The organism is Paraburkholderia tropica, assembly GCF_914484835.1.
Taxonomy (GTDB): domain Bacteria; phylum Pseudomonadota; class Gammaproteobacteria; order Burkholderiales; family Burkholderiaceae; genus Paraburkholderia; species Paraburkholderia tropica_A.
In genome coordinates, this window is the sequence record NZ_CAJZAR010000049.1 from 168,622 (window position 1) to 185,552 (window position 16,931).

Consider the following 16,931-nt stretch of genomic DNA (forward strand, 5'->3'; position numbering starts at 1 on the left):
ATAAAAAGAGGTTCGATCTCATCAAACAAATTTTGACGCGTTATTTTGTCTTGCTATGGTTTCGCCACTTGACGAGAAGGCCTACGTTGCAGCAACCACCGGCCGCCGCATCCGCGCCTTGCGACAGCGCCTCAGGCGCACGTTGCAGGAGACCGCGGAGCTGGCGGGAATATCCAAGCCTTATCTCTCGCAGGTGGAACGCGGGCGCGCCACGCCGTCGCTGCGTTCGCTGATCGGCATCGCGCGGGCATTGGGCGTGACCTTGCAGTACTTCATCGAAACACCGGCGGAAGAACAGGTCGTGCGCCGCGCCGAGCGCCTGAAGTTTTTTGGCTTCACCGGGTCGGCGAATCAGTATGGACGGCTCACGTCGACGGGCGGCGATCGCAAGCTCGACGCGCAGCTCGTGAGAATGCCGGCCGGTGCGCAACGCTTCGACGTCGTCGCGCAGGCTACGGAAGAGTTCTTGTATGTCATGAGCGGAGAAGTGTCGCTCACGCTGGAAAACACGACGTTCGTGTTGCGCGCGGGTGATACCGCGCATTTCGAATCGGCGGTGCCGCATGCGTGGGCCAATCCCTCCGATACGGAAAGCGTATTCGTCTGGGTGGGTACGCCGAAACTGATTTGAGAAACGCCGTTGCAACAGAACAAAGCGCTTCACGGCAATACAGAAATATTAGTAGTCCAAATGTAATGTGAAGACTTCGCCCGCGCGGCGCGCAAGCATAAACAGGGGTTGCCGCGCGGGCACGAAGGCGTCCGCAACGATTGGCAGGGTAGTGCGATTGCGTGGCGCACATGCTTTGAAAGCCGTTAGTAGTCCGATTTCAAAAGGGGTTTGGGTAGATCGCCGCGACGGACGCAACCGCGCCGCCGGAGCGATTTGCGCAATGGGCGCGACGCGACAGCGTCGTCAATCGACGGCGAGGTTCACAAGACCTCGCTCCGCGTGACGTAAGTGGGCGTGACTGACGAGTGAGAAGGGGAAAAAGTGAAACAGAGGGTTTTGGCGCTAGCCATCAAAAGGATAATCTGGGCTGAACTCGCACTATCGGCGGCCATCGCGGCGCCGGTATTCGCGCAAAGCCAGCCTGCCGCCACGAGCGGCGCGACCGCCGGCGGCGGCACCACCACGGCCGCCGCGCCCACGGGTGCATCGGACGCTGCAACGTCGTCTTCGTCGTCCACGACGACCAAGGCGAACGGCGACAACGTCGCGCAGCTCAAGAAGTTCGAGGTGACCGGCTCGCTGATCCGCCAGTCCGACAAGACCGGCTATCAGGCGGTGCAGACGATCACGCCGGAGCAGATCCAGAATTCGGGCGCGACGAGCGTCTCGGACTACATGCGCACGATCTCGGCGAACTCCGCGAACAGCTGGGGCGAGTCGAACGACGACAGCTTCGCGGCCGGCGGCGCCGGTATCGCACTGCGCGGTCTGAGCGAGAAGTACACGCTCGTGCTCGTGGACGGTCAGCGTGTCGCGCCTTACGGCTTCGCCGTGAACGGCACCGACACCTTCTTCGACCTCAACGCCATTCCCCTGAACGCCGTCGAACGCATCGAAGTGGTCAAGACGGGCGCGGTTTCGCAGTACGGTTCGGACGCGATCGCAGGCGTCGTGAACATCATCACCAAGCACGACTTCCAGGGCCTGCAGCTCGACGGCAGCTACGGCGGCGCCACGCAAGGCGGCGCGGGCACGACCAAGTTCGGCATCCTCGGCGGCTTCGGCAATCTCACGAGCGACCGCTTCAACGTGACGGCCACGGCGAGCTACTACAAGTCGAACGGCTTCACGCTCGCCGACCGCGACACGACCGAAAACCAGGACTTCAGCAACAAGGGCTTCGGCGGCTCGGTCCTCTCGCCGTCATACTGGCTCAATCCGAACACGGGCATGGCCGAAGCGCTGAGCCCCTGCTCGGGCACGGTCCAGCCCTACGGCAGCAACATCATCGCGTCGAACACGGGCGCGGCGTCGGGCGGCACGGTGTGCGGCCGCAACACCGCCGAATCGGGCTCGATCGATCCGTGGACCGAGCGCTGGAACGCCAAGGTTCACGCCGACTTCAAGGTCAACGACAACACCACCGCCTGGGCCGACCTCTGGGAAAGCAACATCAAGACGGTCACCAACGACTTCACGTCGTACCTCGGCAACAAGACGGTCTACGACCCGGCCACCGGCACGCTTTCCGCGTGGCAGGCCGTGGTCCCGGCCAGCAACAAGTACAACCCCTACGGCACTGACGCGACGATCTTCACGACGCTGCCGAACACGGTCTCCGATACCACCGAAGCGAACTTCTACCGCGCGGCGATGGGTATCAAGGGCAACTTCTCGGTCTCGAAGGAAGACTGGGACTGGGCGTTGTCGTACGGCCACTCGCAGAGCACGGTGACCAACACCACGACGGGGCAGCTCAGCGTGGCGGGTGTCGAGAACATGCTCGCGAACAGCACCTACGACTTCGCGAATCCGTCGGCGACGCCTAACGGCCTTGACGGCGTATTCACCGACACCAACAACATCGCGGTGTCGAAGCTCGACGTGGTGGACGCCACGCTGTCCACGCCGAACCTGTTCCACATCCCGACCGGCGACGTGGGCCTCGGCCTCGGCAGCCAGTTCATGCACCAGAGCGAGCGCATCGACCAGGGCGCCAACACGATGGACGGCTCGGTGCTGAGTCCGGCGCTGCAAACGGTGGACGGCGAGCGCAACGTCGCGGCCGTGTACTACCAGGTCGACATTCCGCTCTGGCAGCACATCCTGACCTTCAGCCAGTCGGGCCGCTACGACCACTACAGCGACTTCGGCGGCGCGTTCTCGCCGCGCTTCGCGCTGCGCTTCCAGCCGATTCAGCAGTTGACGATGTACACCTCGTACAACCGCGGCTTCCGTGCGCCGAGCTTCGTCGAGAACACCAACTCGACCAGCACGGGCATCTCGCCGGTCGGTCCGAACGGCGCGGATGAAACCGTCGTCACGACCGGCAACACGGCGCTGCAGCCGGAACGCACGAAGAACTACAACATCGGCTTCGAACTCTCGCCGGCGCGCGGCACCGACATCGGTTTCGACTTCTACAAGATTCACGTGGATAACGCGATCGGTGCGGTGGTCGACCCGAGCAAGACGGTCTACAACTCGGACGGTTCGATCGCCTACATGGTCGAGCCGTACCAGAACCTCGGTTCGTTCGACACGTCGGGCTTCGAAACCACGTTCAGCCAGTCGATCAACACGAAGATCGGCCGCTTCACGCTGTCGGCGGACTGGGCCTACGTCTGGCACTTCAAGATGGACGGCATCGGCGGCGATTCGGGCACGACCGACGGCGCGGGCAACGATGCGACGCTCGCCCAGCCGTTCGGCGGCTCGTTCCCGCGCTGGAAGGGCACGACCGATCTGTCGTGGAACTGGCACAAGTGGAATGCGACGCTCGACTGGCAGTACGTCGGCCCGTATTCGGATGCGCTGGGCTACGACTACTCGACGGGCTCGTACAGCCAGTTCAACCTGAACGTCGCGTACACGGGCTTCAAGCACTGGACGATTTACGGCGGCATCAACAACATCTTCAACAAGGCGCCGCCGTTCGATCCGCTCTGGCTCGGCTCGATCGACCAGACCGGTTACGACCAGTCGCTGTACAACTACGTGGGCCGCTATCTCCAGATCGGCGCGACGTACAAGTTCTAAACGCAGTGGCATAGCAGGAACGGGCCGGGCAACCGGCCCAGTCCTCACGAAGGACGCAGCCAGGCCGCGGCGCGCGCATCATCTGCGCGCGCCGCGTGCCGCCAACGCAAACCATGCGGACAGAAAGACCGAAGATGAGACTGACGAAGTGTGCGCGCGTCGTGGCGGCAGCCCGCGCAGCGCTTGCAGCATGCACGCTCGGAGCGGCGTTTGCCGGCGCCGCGCAGGCGGCCACGGCCATCGCGCAGTACGACTCGCCCAAATATCCGCCCGGCTTCACGCATTTCGATTACGCCGATCCCGACGCGCCCATGGACGGCACGTTGAGCTTCCAGAATTTCGATCAGGCGCAGAGCTACGATTCGCTCAATCCGTTTCTCGTGCGCGGCTCGCCCGCGCCGGACATCAAGAACCTGATGTTCGACACGCTGATGCAGCGTAGCTGGGACGAACTCGCGTCCGAATATCCGCTGATCGCGCAGAGCGTGGACGTGGCGCCCGACCTCACATCGGCGACCTTCCATATCGACCCGCGCGCGCGCTTTTCGAACGGCGATCCCATCACGGCCGCCGACGTGAAGTATTCGTTCGACACGCTCACGAGCCCGCAGGCCTCGCCGCTGTTCAACGCGCAGTTCGAGGTGATCCGCCGCGCCGTGGTGATCGACCCGCACACGGTGCGCTTCGACTTCCGCCGCGCCGAACGCGACGCGCCGCTGATCGCGGGCGACCTGCCGGTGTTCTCGCCGAAGTGGGCGAAGCCGGCCGACGGCAGCACGATTGCGTTCAACCAGCTTTCGAACGTGCCGCCGATTGCGAGCGGCGCGTATCTGATCGAGTCGCGCAAGAACGACAAGCAGATCGTCTATCGCCGCAATCCCGATTACTGGGCCGCGAATCTGCCGACGCGGCGCGGCATGTACCGCTTTCAGCGCATCGTCTTCAATCTCTATCTCGACCTTTATACGCAGCTCGAAGCGTTCAAGGCCGGCGACGCCGACGTGCATGTGGAATACAGCGCGACGCAATGGGCGCGCAAATACGTGGGCAAGAATTTCCGCAACGGCATGCTGGAAAAGCGCGACTTCGCGATCAGCCCCGCGCAGTTCCAGGGCATGCTCATCAACACGCGCAAGGATCGTTTCAAGGACGTGCGCGTGCGCCACGCGCTCTCGCTCGCGTTCGACTACGACTGGATGAACCGCATGATGTTCTACGGTCAGTACACGCGCCTGAAGAGTTATTTCGACGTGAGCCCGTTCGCGGCCACGGGCCTGCCTTCGCCGCAGGAACTCGCGCTGCTCGACCCGTATCGCGCGAGCCTGCCGCCGGAAGTGTTCGGCCCGATGATGCAGTTGCCGAACACGCTGCCGCCCAATTCGCTGCGCGGCAATCTGCGCGAGGCGCGCGATCTGCTCGCGCAGGCGGGCTGGCACTATCGCGACGGCGCGCTGCGCAATGCGGCCGGCGAGCCCATGACCGTCGAGATTATCGACGACGAGCCCGGCATGGATCGCCTGATCCTGCCGTACACGCAGGCGCTCGGCATGCTCGGCATCCAGGCGAATCTGCGCGAGATCGACAGTGCGCTCTATCAGAAGCGCATCGACAATTTCGATTACGACCTGACCACCTATATCTACACGCCCACCACGATTCCGGGCGCGGAACTGGTGCGCCGCTTCGGCAGCGCGGCGGCCAGCCAGGTGGGTTCGGAAAACTATCCGGGCGTGAAGATGAAAGTGGTCGATGCGCTCATCGACGACGTGCAGAAAGCCAGCACGCTCGCCGATCTGGAAACGGCCACGCACGCGCTCGACCGCGTGCTGATGAACGAGTATTTCCTCGTGCCCGAGTATTACGCGCCCAACGAGCGCATCGCCTTCAAGACCACGATCGGGCGCCCGAAGGTCTTGCCGCTGACCTATGTGCCGGAGGAGTGGGCCATCGATTACTGGTTCCGCAAACCCGGCGCGCCCGATCCCGCGCGCGCGGGCGGGGCTTCGTCCACCCAACCCGCCGCGGCCGATAAAACCGCCGCCGCCGCGCAGTAAGGAGCCGCATGTACGCCTATATTCTCAGACGTCTTTTGCTGATGGTGCCGACGCTCATCGGCGTGGTCACGGTCACGTTCATCGTCACGCAGTTCGTGCCGGGCGGTCCGGTCGAACAGGTGCTCACGCAGTTGCGCCACGGCAGCGGCGCGCGCGGCGGCGAAGTGGGCGCGGGCGGTGGCGGCTATCACGGCAGCCAGGGCGTGGACCCGCAGCAGATCGAGCAGATCAAGAAGCAGTTCGGCTTCGACAAGCCGCCGCTCACGCGCTACGTGATGATGCTCAAGGACTACGCGACCTTCGATCTCGGCCAGTCGTACTACCAGCACGCGAGCGTGTGGCAGGTGATCCGCGAGAAGCTGCCGGTGTCGATCTCGCTGGGCTTGTGGACCGTGATCCTCACGTATCTGATCTCGGTGCCGCTCGGCATTGCGAAGGCCGTGCGCAACGGCTCGCGCTTCGACACGGTCACAAGCGTGCTGGTGCTCGCGGGTTACGCGATTCCCGGCTTCGTGCTCGGCGTGCTGCTGCTGATGATGTTCGGCGGCGGCACCTTCTGGCAGGTGTTTCCGATGCGCGGCCTCACCTCCGACAACTTCGACGACCTCAGCGCGATCGGCAAGGTGCTCGATTATCTGTGGCACATGGTGCTGCCGGTCACGGCCTCGGTGGTGGGCAACTTCGCGATCGTCACGATCCTCACGAAGAACACCTTCCTCGAAGAAATCGGCCGCCAGTACGTGCTGACCGCGCGCGCGAAGGGCGCGCCCGAACGCGACGTGCTCTGGAAACACGTGCTGCGCAACGCGGCGATCCCGCTCGTCACCGGTCTGCCCGCCGCCTTCGTCGGCGCGTTCCTCAACGGCAACCTGCTGATCGAAACGCTCTTTTCGCTCGATGGCATGGGCCAGCTTTCGTACGACTCGGTGATCCGCCGCGATTACCCCGTCGTGCTCGGCTCGCTCTTTCTGTTCACGCTGATCGCCCTCGTCACCAAACTCATTGCCGATGTCTGCTATGTCCTCGTCGACCCCCGCATCCAGTTCCACCGGCTGGACCGCTGATTCCGCCACGCTCGCGCACGCGCAGCCGGTTTCGCCGTGGCGTCGCACGTGGCTGCGCTTTCGCGCGCAGCGGCTCGGTTACTGGAGCCTCGTGATCTTCATGGTGCTGTTCGTCGTGAGCCTGTTCGGCGAAGTGCTGTCGAACGACCGGCCGCTCGTGGTGCGCTATGACGGGCACTACTATTTCCCGATCGTGAAGAACTATCCCGAGACCTTGTTCGGCGGCGATTTCCCCGCGCAGACCAATTATCTGGATCCGTACATCCGCTCGAAGCTGACTTCGCACGGCAATTTCGCGGTCTATCCGCCGAATCCGTACCGCTACGACACGATCGACTATTTCGCGGCGCGCCCGTATCCCGCGCCGCCGTCGTCGAGCAACTGGCTCGGCACCGACCAGTTCGGCCGCGACGTGGTCGCGCGCCTGCTGTACGGCTTCCGCCTCTCGGTGCTGATGGCGTTCGCGCTCACGGTCTCGGGCGTGCTGCTCGGCGTGCTCACGGGCGCGGTGCAGGGCTTCTACGGCGGACGCACCGACCTGATCGGCCAGCGCCTGATCGAGATCTGGAGTTCGATGCCGGACCTCTATCTGCTGATCATCTTCGCGTCGATCTTCGAGCCCACGCTGTGGCTGCTGTTCATCCTGCTCTCGATGTTCGGCTGGCTCGTGCTGTCCGATTACGTGCGCGCCGAATTCCTGCGCAACCGCTCGCTCGATTACGTTAAGGCTGCGCGCACGATGGGCCTGACTAACTGGCAGATCATGTGGCGACACGTGCTGCCGAACAGTCTCACGCCGGTCATCACGTTCCTGCCGTTCCGCATGAGCGCGGCGATTCTCTCGCTGACGAGTCTCGATTTCCTGGGCCTTGGCGTGCCGCCGCCGATGCCGAGCCTCGGCGAGCTGCTGCAAGAGGGCAAGAACAATCTCGACGCATGGTGGATTTCGATTTCCGCGTTCGCTGCGTTGGTGATTACGCTGCTGCTGCTGACCTTCATGGGCGACGCGCTGCGCAATGCGCTCGACACGCGCGCACGCGGCTCGGCATTCGGCGGAGGCAAATGATGAGCGCACCGTTGCTGGATATTCAGGACTTTTCCGTGCGCTTCGGCGACAAGCTGGCCGTGCGCGATCTGAGTCTTTCGATCGGGCGCGGCGAGCGTGTCGCGCTGGTCGGCGAGTCGGGTTCGGGCAAGAGCGTGACGGCGCTGTCGATTCTCGGTCTCGTCGCGCAGGCGGAACTAGGCGGGCGCATGCTGCTCGACGGCGTGGACCTGTTGCAGCAAAGCGAGCGCCAGATGCGCGGCATTCGCGGCGGCGACATCGCCATGGTGTTTCAGGAGCCGATGACCGCGCTCAATCCGCTGTTCACGATCGGCAAGCAGATCGCGGAAAGCCTGCGCCTGCACGAAGGCCTGCGCCCGAACGCGGCGCGCGCGCGCGGCATCGAACTCTTGCGGCGCACCGGCATTCCCGAACCGGAGCGCCGCATCGACAGCTTCCCGCATCAACTCTCGGGCGGCCAGCGCCAGCGCGCGATGATCGCGATGGCGCTCGCGTGCCGTCCGCGCCTGTTGCTCGCCGACGAACCGACCACGGCGCTCGACGTGACCGTGCGCCAGCAGATCGTCGATCTGCTGCTCGAATTGCAGGAGCAGGAAGCGGCCGCGCGCGGCATGGCCGTGCTGCTGATCACGCACGATCTGAATCTCGTGCGCCGTTTCGCGCAGCGCGTGGCCGTGATGGAAAAGGGCGTGCTGGTGGAAACCAACACGACCGAGGCGCTGTTTTCGAATCCGCAGCATCCGTACACGCAGCGTCTGCTCGACAGCGAGCCGTCGCGCGCGGTGCAGCCGGTCGCGCCCGACGCGCCCGTGATTCTCGACGTGAAAGATCTGGCCGTCGATTACCGCACGGCGGGCAAAGGCTGGCGCTCGCTGTTCGGCGGCGATACCTTCCGCGCCGTGCACGAAGCGAGCCTCACGCTCAAGCGCGGCGAAACGCTCGGCGTGGTTGGCGAATCGGGTTCCGGCAAATCGACGCTGGCCTCGACGGTGTTAGGCTTGCAGGGCGCGGCGGCGGGCGAGATCCGCATCGACGGGCAGCCGCTCGCCGCGCTGCGCGGCGCGGGCGAACGCCTCTCGCTTTACAAGCGCATGCAGGTCGTATTTCAGGACCCTTTCGGTTCGCTCTCGCCGCGCATGACGATCGAGCAGATCGTCGGCGAAGGGCTCACGGTGCATCAGCCGCAACTGAAGGGCGAGGCGAAGCGCCGCCGCATCGGCGGGTTGCTGGAGGAAGTCGGGCTGCCTGCCGAGTCGATGCTGCGTTATCCGCACGAATTCTCGGGCGGCCAGCGCCAGCGCATCGCGATTGCGCGCGCGCTCGCGGTCGAGCCCGAGATGATCGTGCTCGACGAACCGACCAGCGCACTCGACGTTTCCATCCAGAAACAGGTGCTGACGTTGCTCACGGACCTGCAAAAGCGGTATCGTCTGAGCTATCTGTTTATCACGCACGATCTCGCGGTGATGCGCGCGATGGCGCATCGCGTGATCGTGATGAAGGCGGGGCGCATCGTCGAGCAGGGCGACACGCTCGCGGTGCTCGACGCGCCCACGCATCCCTATACGCAATCGCTGCTCGCGGCATCGATGCTGGCGAATCCCGCCACGCGTCCCGTCGCGCTCAAGGAGAACATTGCATGATCGATGAAAGCTGGACGTTGGCTGCGCGCGGACTGCGCAGCGCGGCCGACTTCTGGTCGGTGCGTTTCGTGGACGAACGCAAGGACGATCACGTCGTGCGCAACGACGTGGCGCTGCCGCTGCGCATCGCGCGCGAACGCGGCGCGATGGTGACGGCGTGGGCCGGCGCGGGTGCGGGCTACGCGGCCACGGCGGACCTCACGGCGAGCGGCCTGCAGCGCGCGCTGGAGATCGCCACGGCGCGCGCGCAGGCAAGCGCGGCGCACGGGCTGATCGACCATCGCGAGATCGCGCGGCCCGCGCAGAGCGGCGAATACGTCTCGCCGAACGCGCAGGCGGCGCTGCCGTCGCGGCGCGAATGGCTCGAACGCCTCGCGCACGAATGCGCGGCGGCGAAGCTCGATGCGCGCATCGTGCAGCGCGTGGCGGGCATGGAAGTCACGCAGAGCGACCAGCTTTACCTGACGAGCGACGGCGTGCGCATCGAGCAGCGCTTCCGCTTTTTGATGCCCAATGTCGCGGTGGTCGCGCACGACGACGGCGACACCCAGGAGCGCACGCTCGGCGGCCACTACGGCACGCTCGCGCAGGGCGGCATGGAAATTCTCGGGCGCTATGGCTTCGACGGCTCGGGCGCGCGCGTCGCGAATGAGGCGCTGCAACTGCTCGCCGCGCCGAACTGCCCCACGGGCAAGCGCGACCTGCTGCTGATGCCCGACCAGATGATGCTGCAGATTCACGAGTCGATCGGCCATCCGCTCGAACTCGACCGCATTCTCGGCGACGAGCGCAATTTCGCGGGCTGGAGCTTCGTGAAGCCGGAGATGTTCGGCAGCTACCAGTACGGCTCCGAACTGCTCAACGTGACCTTCGACCCGGACACGCGCGAGGAAGCCGCCGCCTACGCCTTCGACGACGACGGCAGCGCGGCCAGCAAGCAATATCTGATTCGCGAAGGCGTGCTGGAGCGTCCGCTCGGCGGCGCGCTTTCGCAGCAGCGCGCGGGCCTGCCGGGCGTGGCGAACTCGCGCGCGGCGAACTGGAATCGTCCGCCCATCGACCGCATGGCGAACCTCAATATCGAGCCGGGCGACCAGCCGCTCGACGCGCTGATCGCGGGCATCGAGCACGGCATTCTGATGAGCACCAACACGTCCTGGTCCATCGACGATCATCGCAACAAGTTTCAGTTCGGCTGCGAGTTCGGTCAGCTGATCGAAAACGGCAAGCTCACGGAGATCGTCAAGCGGCCGAGCTATCGCGGCATTTCCGCGAGCTTCTGGCGCAGCCTCGCGGCCGTGGGCGACGCGTCCACGCGCGAGGTCTATGGCACGCCGATGTGCGGCAAGGGCGAGCCCGCGCAGGTCATCCGCGTGGGCCATGCGTCGCCGGCCTGCGTGTTTTCCAACGTCGAAGTCTTCGGAGCCGCCTGATGAGCGACACGCTTTTTGCCGGTAAGGACGCCCGCACCGAGGCCCGCACCGAAGCCCGCACAGGCACGCGCGCAGCGGGCGCGTCGATCGACTGGCACGCCCACTTCGCGATGCTCGCCGACGCCATCGAGCGTCAGCGCCAGCCCGGCGAGACCGTGCTCAGCGCGTTCGCGGGCGAGCAGTCCGATTTCATCCGCTTCAACGCGGGCAAGGTGCGCCAGAGCGGCCAGGTGGAGCAGGGGCGTCTGACGCTGCGGCTCGTGCACGGCGCGCGCCAGGCGTATTCGACGCTCGACCTGAGCGGCGACGCGAACGCCGACGTGCGCCACGTCGCCGAGGCGCTCGCAGCGCTGCGCGAAAGCCTGCTCGACGCGCCCGACGATCCGCACGTGCTGTTCGACACCACGTCGTGGTCGCGCAGCACGCGCCGCAACGGCAAGCTGCCGCAGCCGCAGGCGCTCGTCGAACTCGTCGCGCAATGCGCGCAAGGGCTCGATTTCGTGGGCTTCTACGCGGGCGGCACGCTCTCGCGCGGCTTCGCGTCCACCACGGGCAGCCGCGGCTGGTACGAAGTGGAGAACTTCAATTTCAGCTGGTCGCTGTATCAGCCGAACGGGCGCGCGATCAAGACGCGCTACGCGGGCGACGCGTGGGATGACGCCGTGTTCGCGGCGAAGGTGAGCGAGGCGGCGGCGCGTTTGCCGGTGCTGCTGCGCGCGCCGCGCGTGCTCACGCCGGGCGGCTATCGCGCGTGGCTCGCGCCGTCGGCGCTCGCCGAATTCGTGGAGTCGATGGCGTGGGGCGGCTTTTCGGCGCGCGCCCAGGCGGCCTCGACGAGCCCGCTCTACAAGCTCAACACGGGCGCTGCTGCGTTCGATCCGCGCGTGTCGCTGGCGGAATCGCTCGAACTGGGCATCTCGCCCGCCTTCAACGACGACGGTTATCTGCGCGCGAGCGTGCCGCTGATCGAAGGCGGTCGCGGCGTGGGCCAGCTGACGAGCGCGCGTTCGGCGCGCGAGTATGGGCTCGAACCGAACGGCGCGTTGCCGGAGGAAAGGGCGACCACGGTTTCGATGGCGACTGGCGACCTCGCGCCTGAGGACGTGCTCGCGCGGCTGGGTACGGGGCTTTACGTCGGCAATCTCTGGTACGTGAACTTCTCGGACCGCATGAATTGCCGCCTGACCGGCATGACGCGTTTCGCGACCTTCTGGGTGGAAGACGGCGAGATCGTCGCGCCGGTCGACGCCATGCGTTTCGACGACAGCCTGTACGGCCTGCTCGGCGAGCGTCTGGAAGCGCTGGGCGCAGAGTCCGAACTGCTGCTCTCCGATTCCACCTGGGGACAGCGCGCGACCGGCGGCCTGCAACTGCCGGGCGCGCTAGTTAAGTCGTTCGAACTGGTGTTGTAGCCCGCGCGAGCGGGACGGGAGGTCACGCGGCGCGCACGAGGGCGCGCGCCGCGCGTGCATTTCGGCGGTGGAGGAAAGCAGGAAAGCCGGAAAGCAGAAAAGCAGAAAAGCAGTAAAGAACGCGCAGTACGGAAGTGCAGCAAAACGTAAAACAACAAGGATGCACAGATGTCGAATAACGCAAATCCGCAGACGGGCGGGCCGCTCGTGCTGCGCGGCATACGGGAGCGCGACGCGGAGCAACTGCACGCGCTGATCTACTCGCCGTCGATGGCGCACGGCGATCCGCAAACGCCGTTTCGCACGCTGGAATCCACGCGCGAATGGCTCGCCAAACGCACGCCGCAACTCGTCATGATCGGCGCCTGGATGGGCGAGGAACTGGTCGGCGAAGGCCAGGTGCAGATCGGCCGCATGCGCCGCGCGCACGTGGCCGAAATCGGCGTGGGCGTGCACGGCGACTGGCAGCGGCGCGGCGTGGGCACGCGGCTCGTCGAAGAGATGCTCGATCTGGCCGACAACTGGCTCGGCCTGCGCCGCCTCGAACTCAGGGTCTTCGTCGACAACGCGCCCGCCATCGCGCTCTATCGCAAGAGCGGCTTCGAGATCGAAGGCCGGCTGCGCGGCAACACGCTGCGCGACGGCGCTTACGTCGATTCGTTTCTGATGGGGCGTCTGCGCGCGCCGCTTCCTTACGTCGAAAGCGAGGCGTCATGAATCTTCTCCACGATGCCGCGGCCGAGCGCGCCGCATTCGCGAAAGCGCTGCGCGTGCGCGCCGCCGAAGTCGACGACGCCGACGCGATGGCGGCGCTCATGAACCTGCCGGGCGTGCGTCCCGGCACGCTCTCGCACGGCTACCGCACGGGCGAAGCCGTGCGCGCCTGGCTCGCGAGCCAGAAGGCCGACTCGATGACGGTCGTGGCCGAATACGAAGGGCAGATCGTCGGGCAGTCCGAACTGCGGGCGCACGACGGGCGGCGCGCGCATTGCGGCTCGCTCGGCATTTCGGTGCACGACGCGTATCACGGGCGCGGCGTGGGTTCGCTGCTGCTCGCCGCGCTGCTCGACGCCGCCGACAACGCGTTCGGCCTGCGCCGCATCGAACTGCAGGTGTTCGCCGACAACGCGCCTGCGCTCGCGCTCTATCGCAAGTTCGGTTTCGAGGTGGAGGCGTGCGCCCGCGCGGACGCGATCCGCGACGGCGCGCTGCACGACGTGCTGCACATGGCGCGGCTCGTCGATGCGCCCGCGTTCGCGCCGCCCGCCGACACGACAGGCGAGAACGCAAGCGCAAGCGCAGACACCACCCCGGACTCCCCGACAGCCCTCTAAGCCAGGACGCCTCGCGTGCCCTTCTTCTTTATCGACCGGCCGGTCTTCGCGTGGGTGATCGCGCTCGCCGTCATGGTGGCGGGCGCGCTCGCCATCACGCAACTGCCCATCGCGCAGTATCCGCGCCTCTCGCCGCCGCGCATCGTGATCGTCGCGCAGTATCCGGGCGCGTCGGCGCAAACCGTCGACGACAACGTCGCGAGCATCATCGAGGAGAGTCTCGACGGCGCGGACGGCATGCTCTACTACGAAACCACCAGCGACGGCCTCGGCAATCTCGAGATCGACGTGACCTTCGCGCCCGCCACGAATCCCGACATCGCGCTCGTGGACGTGCAGAACCGCATCAAGCAGATCGAGGCGCGCCTGCCGCAAGCGGTGGTGCAGCAGGGCGTGAATGTGGTGAAGGCGTCGAACACGTTCCTGATGCTGGTGGCGCTCACTTCGACCGACGGCTCGCGCGACTCGGCGCAGCTCGCCGACTATCTGAACCGCTACGTGCTGCGCGAACTCAAGCGCGCGCCCGGCGTGGGTTCGGCGGAGCTATGGGACGCCGACGAAGCGATGCGCATCTGGCTCGATCCGTACCGGCTGCGCGAATACGGGCTGGCGGCCAGCGACGTGACCACGGCGATCAGCGCGCAGAACGCGCCCGTCACGGCGGGCACGATCGGCGACGCGCCGTTCGCGGCGGGCCAGCAGACCAACGCCTCGGTCGACGTGAAAGGCCAGCTGGAGACGCCCGATCAGTTCGGCGAGATCGTGCTCAAGGCGAAAACCGACGGCTCGATCGTGCGTCTGCGCGACATCGCGCGCGTGGAAATCGGCCGCAGCGATTACTCGTTCTTCTCGCGGCTCAACGGACGGCCCGCCGCGACCGTCGGCATTCAACTCGGCCCGCGTGGCAACGCGCTCGAAACCTCGGACGCGATCCGCGCGCGCCTCGCCGAACTCTCGAAGCGCATGCCGCCCGGCATCACCGTCGAGATTCCATTCGACAGCGCGCATTTCGTGCGCGTGGCGATCCGCGAAGTGATCATCACGCTGCTCGAAGCCATCGTGCTCGTGTTCTGCGTGATGTGGCTGTTCCTGCGCGATCTGCGCGCGACGCTGGTGCCCACGGTCGTGATTCCGGTCACGCTGATGGGCGCGTTTCTCACGCTCTATATCGGCGGCATGTCGATCAACGTGTTCACGCTGTTCGGCCTCGTGCTCGCGATCGGCATTCTCGTCGACGACGCCATCGTGGTCGTGGAAAGCGTACACCGCGCGATGCACGAAGAAGGGCTGCCGCCGCGCGAAGCTACGCGGCGCGCGATGTCGCGCATCGGCGGCGCGATCGTCGGCGTGACGGCGGTGCTCACGGCCGTGTTCGTGCCGATGGCGTTCTTCACCGGCAACGTGGGCGGCATTTATCGTCAGTTCGCGGTGGCGATGATCGCGTCGATGCTGGTGTCGTCGTTCATGGCGCTCTCGCTTACGCCTGCGTTGTGCGCAAGTATGCTCAGGAAACCGAAGCATATTGAAGCGCACGGCACCTCGCGCGTGGCACGCGTGTCGCGTGGCTATCGCGGCATCGTGATCAAGCTGCTGCGCCGCAGCCGCCGCGTGCTCGCGATTTACGCGGTGCTGCTGGGCGCGGGCGCGTGGCTCTACTGGCAGATGCCCGAAGGCTTTTTGCCCGCCGAGGACGAAGGCCAGTTGCAGGTCATGATCGAGTTGCCGGCGGGCGCGAATCAGGCGCGCACGCTCGCGGTGCTGCAACGCACGGAGGCCATCCTGCGTAGCGAAAGCGCGGTCGAGAACGTCACGGGCGTGGTGGGCTGGAGCTTCGCGGGCAGCGGGCAGAACGTGGGCATGGCCTTCGTCGATCTCAAGGACTGGGACCGCCGCTCGATCAGTGCGCAGGCGCTGCGCGACCGCCTCAACGACAAATTCGCCGCGATCCTGGACGGCGATGTTGAGGCCACCTTGCCGTCGCCGGTGCCGGGCATCGGCCACTCGGAGGGCTTCACGTTCCGGTTGGAGGATCGCGGCGGCGTGGGCATGGACGCGCTCAAGGCGGCGCGCGGCCAGTTGATCGACGCGGCCACGCGAAGCCCCGTGCTCGCGGGCGTGCATTCGGAGGATCTGCCCGATGCGCCGCGCGTCGATCTCGACATCGACCGCGCCAAGGCCTACGCGTTCGGCGTGCCGTTCGACCGTATCGCCGATGTGCTGAGCACGACCTTCGGCTCGACCTACGTCGACGACTTTCCGGCGGGCGGGCGCATGCGCCGCGTGATCGTCTCCGCTGACGCGAACGCGCGCATGGCCGACCGTCAGTTGCTCGACCTGCCGGTGCAGACCAGCACGGGCGCGACCGTGGCGCTTTCGTCGCTGGCGAGCACGCGCTGGACGCGCGGCCCTGTGATGCTCGCGCGCTATAACGGCTATCCGTCGCTCGACGTGAGCGGGCGCGAATCGCACGGCCACAGTTCCGGCGAGGCGATGGGGGAAATGGAGCGGCTCGCGCTCGATCTGCCTCAGGGCGTGGCCTACGAATGGACCGACACCGCGTTCGAGCAAATCGAAGCGGCGCGCGATACGCCGCTGCTGCTCGGCCTTTCCGTGCTCGCGGTGTTCATGGTGCTCGCGGCGCTTTACGAAAGCTGGATCACGCCGCTCGCGGTGCTGCTGGTCGTGCCGCTCGGCACGCTCGGCGCGGTCACGGCGATGCTGCTGCGCGGCCTGCCCAACGACATCTATTTCAAGGTCGGGCTCGTGACGGTGGTCGGGCTCACGGCGAAGAACGCGATCCTGATCGTGCAGGCCGCGAACGCGCGGCGCGAGCGCGGCATGCGCGTGGGCGGGGCCGTGGTGGCGGGTTGCGCGGAACGGCTGCGGCCGATCGTGATGACGTCGGCGGCCTTTGTGCTGGGCGTGGTGCCGCTCGCGCTTTCGCACAGCGCGGGCGCGGAGAGCCGTCACTCGATCGGCACGGGCGTGCTCGGCGGCGTGCTGGCGGCGACGGTGCTCGGCCTCGTGTTCGCGCCGGTGCTCTATTGCGCGGTGGCCGCGCGCTCGCCAGTGCGGCGCGTGCGCCGTCCGCGACGCCCACGCGGTCCGGCGCGCGGCGAGGCGGTGTTCGAGGAGAACGCGCAGTGAAGGCGCAGTGAGGGCGCGCGAAGGCGCGTGAGTGGAGGCGCGCGAACGCGCGTGCAGCGACGCGCG

General features: G+C 66.2%; 11 protein-coding genes. All 11 read left to right on the top strand.

Annotated elements, in window-relative coordinates; genetic code table 11:
• Window positions 1–55 precede the first annotated feature (55 nt).
• A complete protein-coding gene (locus LDO54_RS16965; protein ID WP_224011849.1) occupies window positions 56–631 on the top strand; it encodes a helix-turn-helix domain-containing protein in 576 nt (191 codons plus the stop codon).
• Between the two features lie 363 nt (window positions 632–994).
• Window positions 995–3,712 (top strand): TonB-dependent receptor, encoded by a 2,718-nt coding sequence (locus LDO54_RS16970; protein ID WP_224011850.1) that lies wholly within the window; start codon window positions 995–997, stop codon window positions 3,710–3,712.
• A gap of 134 nt (window positions 3,713–3,846) precedes the next feature.
• The gene (locus tag LDO54_RS16975) at window positions 3,847–5,766 is read left to right on the top strand and encodes an extracellular solute-binding protein (RefSeq protein ID WP_224011851.1); all 1,920 of its coding nucleotides are present in this window, start codon (window positions 3,847–3,849) and stop codon (window positions 5,764–5,766) included.
• Between the two features lie 8 nt (window positions 5,767–5,774).
• Entirely contained in the window at window positions 5,775–6,830 is a 1,056-nt protein-coding gene (locus LDO54_RS16980) for a microcin C ABC transporter permease YejB (protein WP_065063906.1), read from the top strand.
• Window positions 6,784–7,896: an ABC transporter permease gene (locus LDO54_RS16985; protein ID WP_224011852.1), complete on the top strand. Its 1,113-nt coding sequence runs from the start codon at window positions 6,784–6,786 to the stop codon at window positions 7,894–7,896. Before LDO54_RS16980 ends, LDO54_RS16985 begins: the two co-directional genes overlap by 47 nt.
• Window positions 7,896–9,539 (top strand): ABC transporter ATP-binding protein, encoded by a 1,644-nt coding sequence (locus LDO54_RS16990; RefSeq protein WP_224011853.1) that lies wholly within the window; start codon window positions 7,896–7,898, stop codon window positions 9,537–9,539. Before LDO54_RS16985 ends, LDO54_RS16990 begins: the two co-directional genes overlap by 1 nt.
• Complete coding sequence (locus tag LDO54_RS16995) at window positions 9,536–10,972, top strand: TldD/PmbA family protein (RefSeq protein WP_224011854.1); 1,437 nt, start codon at window positions 9,536–9,538, stop codon at window positions 10,970–10,972. The genes LDO54_RS16990 and LDO54_RS16995 overlap by 4 nt, the downstream gene beginning before the upstream one ends.
• A 110-nt stretch (window positions 10,973–11,082) precedes the next feature.
• Window positions 11,083–12,384: a TldD/PmbA family protein gene (locus tag LDO54_RS17000; protein ID WP_224011895.1), complete on the top strand. Its 1,302-nt coding sequence runs from the start codon at window positions 11,083–11,085 to the stop codon at window positions 12,382–12,384.
• A 168-nt stretch (window positions 12,385–12,552) separates the two neighbouring features.
• The gene (locus LDO54_RS17005) at window positions 12,553–13,101 is read left to right on the top strand and encodes a GNAT family N-acetyltransferase (protein ID WP_224011855.1); all 549 of its coding nucleotides are present in this window, start codon (window positions 12,553–12,555) and stop codon (window positions 13,099–13,101) included.
• Window positions 13,098–13,718: a GNAT family N-acetyltransferase gene (locus LDO54_RS17010; RefSeq protein ID WP_224011856.1), complete on the top strand. Its 621-nt coding sequence runs from the start codon at window positions 13,098–13,100 to the stop codon at window positions 13,716–13,718. The genes LDO54_RS17005 and LDO54_RS17010 overlap by 4 nt, the downstream gene beginning before the upstream one ends.
• 15 nt (window positions 13,719–13,733) lie before the next feature.
• Window positions 13,734–16,865, top strand: coding sequence for a multidrug efflux RND transporter permease subunit (locus tag LDO54_RS17015; RefSeq protein ID WP_224011857.1), 3,132 nt, complete (start codon window positions 13,734–13,736; stop codon window positions 16,863–16,865).
• Window positions 16,866–16,931 lie beyond the last annotated feature (66 nt).

What these genes read in the sequence shown, in the direction of transcription:
- LDO54_RS16965 (WP_224011849.1), top strand. Translation starts at nt 56, where the DNA reads ATGGTTTCGCCACTTGACGAGAAGGCCTACGTTGCAGCAACCACCGGC.
- LDO54_RS16995 (WP_224011854.1), top strand. Translation starts at nt 9,536, where the DNA reads ATGATCGATGAAAGCTGGACGTTGGCTGCGCGCGGACTGCGCAGCGCG.
- LDO54_RS16975 (WP_224011851.1), top strand. Translation starts at nt 3,847, where the DNA reads ATGAGACTGACGAAGTGTGCGCGCGTCGTGGCGGCAGCCCGCGCAGCG.
- LDO54_RS16980 (WP_065063906.1), top strand. Translation starts at nt 5,775, where the DNA reads ATGTACGCCTATATTCTCAGACGTCTTTTGCTGATGGTGCCGACGCTC.
- LDO54_RS17010 (WP_224011856.1), top strand. Translation starts at nt 13,098, where the DNA reads ATGAATCTTCTCCACGATGCCGCGGCCGAGCGCGCCGCATTCGCGAAA.
- LDO54_RS17000 (WP_224011895.1), top strand. Translation starts at nt 11,083, where the DNA reads ATGCTCGCCGACGCCATCGAGCGTCAGCGCCAGCCCGGCGAGACCGTG.
- LDO54_RS17005 (WP_224011855.1), top strand. Translation starts at nt 12,553, where the DNA reads ATGTCGAATAACGCAAATCCGCAGACGGGCGGGCCGCTCGTGCTGCGC.
- LDO54_RS16990 (WP_224011853.1), top strand. Translation starts at nt 7,896, where the DNA reads ATGAGCGCACCGTTGCTGGATATTCAGGACTTTTCCGTGCGCTTCGGC.
- LDO54_RS16985 (WP_224011852.1), top strand. Translation starts at nt 6,784, where the DNA reads ATGTCCTCGTCGACCCCCGCATCCAGTTCCACCGGCTGGACCGCTGAT.